General features: G+C 67.9%; 5 protein-coding genes. 3 read left to right on the top strand and 2 right to left on the bottom strand.

Translation table 11 applies throughout. The features are described from left to right. A partial coding sequence (locus tag VIR09_RS18990; protein WP_332014275.1) for an Ldh family oxidoreductase occupies positions 1-834 on the top strand: 834 nt, incomplete at its 5' end. Positions 835-901: 67 nt separating this feature from the next. Here VIR09_RS18990 and VIR09_RS18985 read toward each other — a convergent pair. Beyond that, positions 902-1,798, bottom strand: coding sequence for an AEC family transporter (locus tag VIR09_RS18985; RefSeq protein ID WP_332014274.1), 897 nt, complete (start codon positions 1,796-1,798; stop codon positions 902-904). A 181-nt stretch (positions 1,799-1,979) separates the two neighbouring features. Between VIR09_RS18985 and VIR09_RS18980 the strand changes: the two genes are divergently transcribed. Further along, positions 1,980-2,231: a helix-turn-helix domain-containing protein gene (locus VIR09_RS18980; protein ID WP_332014276.1), complete on the top strand. Its 252-nt coding sequence runs from the start codon at positions 1,980-1,982 to the stop codon at positions 2,229-2,231. Here VIR09_RS18980 and VIR09_RS18975 read toward each other — a convergent pair. Next, positions 2,221-2,760, bottom strand: a complete 540-nt coding sequence (locus tag VIR09_RS18975) for a hypothetical protein (RefSeq protein ID WP_332014273.1) — start codon at positions 2,758-2,760, stop codon at positions 2,221-2,223. The two genes, VIR09_RS18980 and VIR09_RS18975, sit on opposite strands and share 11 nt — an antisense overlap. Positions 2,761-2,820: 60 nt before the next feature. On the opposite strand from VIR09_RS18975, the gene VIR09_RS18970 reads away from it, so the two are divergent. Continuing rightward, the coding region (locus tag VIR09_RS18970) for a serine aminopeptidase domain-containing protein (RefSeq protein WP_332014272.1) at positions 2,821-3,034 on the top strand (214 nt) is incomplete at its 3' end.

The following is a 3,034-nucleotide window of genomic DNA, read 5'->3' as shown; positions in this document are numbered from 1 at the left end:
GCCGGCCGCGCCATCGGTTCGGCCGTGCCGCGCATCGTGCATGAACGCGGCGGCGCGGCGCTGATCGACGCCGGATCCGGACTGGCCTTCCCCGCCTGCGCACTGGCTGTCGAACAAGCCGGCCTGCGCGCCCGCGAGCATGGCGTGGCCTTCATCGGCGTCGGCAACAGCCACCACTTCGGCGAAGCCGGCTATCACCTCGAAGCCCTGGCCGACCTCGGGCTGGTGGGACTGGCGCTGAGCAACTCGCCCGCCGCCATGCCTGCCTGGGGCGGCAAGCGGCCGCTGTTCGGCACCAATCCCATCGCCGCCGTCTTTCCGCGGCGCGGCGGCGCGCGCCTGGTGATCGACCTGTCGCTGTCGCAGGTCGCGCGCGGCAAGCTCATGATCGCAGCCCGCGACAACCAGCCCATCCCGCTGGGCTGGGCGCTGGATGCAGACGGCCAGCCCACCACCGACCCCAAGGCCGGCCTTGCGGGCAGCATGCTTCCCGCCGGCGGCGTCAAAGGCGCGATGCTGGCGCTGATCGTCGAGCTGCTGGCCTGCGCGCTGACCGGCTCGCACTTCGGCTTCGAGACCGAGTCCTTCTTCGTCGACGCAGGCGGCCCGGCGCGGCTGGGCCAGGCCTTCATGGCGATCGACCCCGGCGCGCTGGCCGGCAACAACACTTATCTGGATCGGGTCGAAACACTGGTCGACGCCATGCTGGAAGACGAAGGCGTGCGCCTGCCGGGCGACCGCCGCCGCAAGCTGCGCGACGAAGCGCTCAAGCACGGCGTGGACATTCCCGACGCGTTGATGGCGCAGTTGCGCGCGATGTCGGGTACGGCGTAGATCGTTTCCCGCGGCGCTCGCGGGGACTCTCAATTGTCGCGACAGCGTCGCGACAATTGTCCCGATCTCAAGCCCCGCGGCTGAACCACAGTATTACCGGCGCCAGCAACAGAAACGCCACGGTCGACACCAGCACCGCGCCCGCCGCGGTATCCCCCTGCGTCGTGTAGCGCTTGACGTACATGTAGCTGACCACCGCGCAGGGCATGGCCATCTGCAGGCTGAGCGCGCCGGCCAGCACCGGCTCCAGGTCCAGCGCCCATACCACCGCCAACCCCGCACCCAGGCCCACCGCCAGGCGGATCGCCGCGACCTTGGCGCCGTCGCGCAGGCCGTTGGACGGAATCAGGGCCAGGGCGTGGCCCAGGCTCAGCAGCATCAGCGGCACGGTCACCGCGCCCAGCATGCGCGAGGTCTCGATCAGCCACGCGGGCACCGGCACATGCATGAGGCGCAGGGCCACGGCGACCAGGGATGCCAGCAAAATCGGACTCTTCCAGCTGCCCTTCGTGTTCACCCCCGGCAACAGGCGCACGGCGATGGTATGCATGACGAAGGAGCTGACCGCGAAGAACGCGACCGCCACCGACAGGCCTGCATCGCCAAAAGCCATCTGCGAAATCGGCAGCCCCAGGTTGCCGGCATTGGGCAGGAAAGCCGTGGGCAGCAACGTACGCACGGGCAGCTTGCATGCTTTCAGCAGCAGCGCGCAGACCAGCGCGCACAGCAGCAGCGCCAGCAGGGTCGCCACCGCCACATCGGCCAGCGCGCGATCGTCCAGATGGGTGGTGACGAAGGTGTGGAACACCAGGGCCGGCGTGGTCACCGAGGTCACCAGCATGGTGATGAAGGAGCCGCCGAACGGCAGATCCCGCTTGCCCCAATACACCCCTATGCCCGCGCAGAAGAGCAGAGGCAGCATCAGCACGATCGATGAAAAATAGAACTGCACGACGGCGGACATGCGCTTATTCCGTTAGAGATAAGAGGAATGATGCGCGAAGGCATCATCGCTTGCCGGGCAGCCTGTCCGAACGGCAGCATGAGGCAACTCATCAATCGCCGGGCTTTCGCCCCCCATCGCCATGCCAGCCACCGCCCACTCCGCCACGCCCCCGGCCATGAACTCGGCCACGCCCCCAGCCATGGGTTCAGCCTTGAATCCGGCATCCAGTCCGGCCCCGGCCATCAAACCCCTGTCAGAGCGCCAGGCCAGCTGCCTGCATTGGGCGGCCATGGGCAAGACCAGTTGGGAAACCGCCCGCATCCTGGGCGTCAGCGAAAGCACCGTGAATTTCCATCTGTGCAACGCCTGCGACAAACTCGGCGTGCGCGGCCGGCGCGCCGCAGTGGTCGCGGCGCTGAGGCTGGGCCTGATCGAGCCCCTCACGGCTTGATGACGACGGAACGCAGGAACTCTTGCGCCCGCTCGGCCGGCAGGCTTTCCACAGTACCGGCCGCCACGGCTTCGATCAGCATGGTGTCGGTCACCCAGACCCTGGCGCGCAGCCAGCCCGGCTTGCCCATGGCCTTGCCCTGGACCTCAATGTCCTGCCCATAAGGCGGCCATTCATTGGGCGGCGGCGATTGCATGTTGGCATAGAGCGAGTGCATCAGCGCCATGCCCAGCGCCTGTTTGGCGGCCGGATCCTTCGCGATGTCGGGGGGCAGCGGCGCCGAGCCCACGGCAAAGACCGCCTCGCCCACGGTGGCGCTGGCCAGGGTAAAACGCAAGGTATGGGTGTCCAGCTTCAGGTCGCGGGTGTCAGTCGAGACCCGGTCCGGGAATGCCGCGCGCGCGTGGCCGTCGGCCACGTCGACTTCGCGCCAGTTGTAACTGGGCGAGCAGGCCGTAATCAGCAGGGCCAGCGCGGCAATCGCGCCGGCTTTCTTGAACATGAAACGAAACAGCGATGAAATCGTCATTACCCGAGGACCTGGACTGTCTATTCATTTCGAGGAAGCCAGAAATTGTCGCCGATTTCGATGACCCCCGCGCCCGACGGCACGCCCTTGGCCAATTATGTCTGGCCCGCCGCGCCCAACGTGCCCCCGCCGATCGCCGGCCCGGGCACGCCCAGTATCTACCTGCTGCACGGACTTAGCGAGCATGCCGGCCGCTATGACCGGCTGGCGCGCTGGCTGACCGCCCGCGGCTGGACGGTCGGCGCCCACGACCACCGCGGCCATGGCCGCTCCG

This window comes from Achromobacter sp., from assembly GCF_036567245.1.
GTDB lineage: Bacteria > Pseudomonadota > Gammaproteobacteria > Burkholderiales > Burkholderiaceae_B > Achromobacter.
The sequence above is the reverse complement of the archived record's forward strand: the minus strand, read 5'-3'. Positions and strand labels throughout refer to the sequence as shown.

What these genes read in the sequence shown, in the direction of transcription:
- VIR09_RS18985 (WP_332014274.1), bottom strand. Translation starts at nt 1,798, where the DNA reads ATGTCCGCCGTCGTGCAGTTCTATTTTTCATCGATCGTGCTGATGCTG.
- VIR09_RS18980 (WP_332014276.1), top strand. Translation starts at nt 1,980, where the DNA reads ATGGGTTCAGCCTTGAATCCGGCATCCAGTCCGGCCCCGGCCATCAAA.
- VIR09_RS18975 (WP_332014273.1), bottom strand. Translation starts at nt 2,760, where the DNA reads ATGACGATTTCATCGCTGTTTCGTTTCATGTTCAAGAAAGCCGGCGCG.